General features: G+C 37.6%; 1 protein-coding gene. It reads right to left on the bottom strand.

Going from position 1 to position 684, the window contains the following annotated elements; all coding sequences use genetic code 11:
• Positions 1-105: 105 nt before the first annotated feature.
• Positions 106-381: a hypothetical protein gene (locus tag EAE93_RS23980; protein ID WP_214040736.1), complete on the bottom strand. Its 276-nt coding sequence runs from the start codon at positions 379-381 to the stop codon at positions 106-108.
• Positions 382-684: the final 303 nt, after the last annotated feature.

Raw genomic sequence — 684 nt, 5'->3', positions numbered from 1 at the left:
TCGAGGTAAAAAATAATGATTCTCAATTAGATAATGCGAATGAGAATAGATTTCATTACCCAAAATAATCACAGATAATAACTCAATCCTAATTCAAGGCAGCGATTATCCTGCTTCATCCTGCAAGGTAATCGTAGCAATCACTTTCTCCGGTAAAAATACATTATTGTGCAATACAGGCATATATCGGCTGGCCCAGGTTTGCCACTCTCTATCAATAGATAGTCGCTCTTGATTCCAAAAATGATATATCTCCCACCGATAATCAAAGAGCAATAACCGCAGCCCAAAGATAGCTAACCCGATTAAGCCCGCCGCACAAAAAATTATCCGCCACTGTCGCGACCTGATGTATCCAAACCATAATTTTACAGAAAACATTTGAAATAACCTAAAAATTACATAGATAAAACAATGCCTTATAAAAAATCATAAATACCATTGACTCTACGTCGCTTAATTTTTTCTTTTAAGCATGATTCTCATGATTTTCCAATGAAATTAAATCGGCTCAAAGGCGTTTTAATCACACGCTACAAAGAACATCATCTTTATTGCATGGGATTATCGACGGCCGGTATCCATCTGCATTCCGGCGGCGGTTCTTTTGCTAATATCGCATCCAGTTCAGAGATTTTAGCTTGAAGTTTCGCAATGGCTTTTTCTATCCCCTCTCTATCCTTA

This window comes from Photorhabdus akhurstii, from assembly GCF_018448925.1.
GTDB classification, from domain to species: domain Bacteria; phylum Pseudomonadota; class Gammaproteobacteria; order Enterobacterales; family Enterobacteriaceae; genus Photorhabdus; species Photorhabdus akhurstii.
Note: the sequence above shows the minus strand (reverse complement) of the source record. Positions and strands in the feature narration are given on the sequence as shown.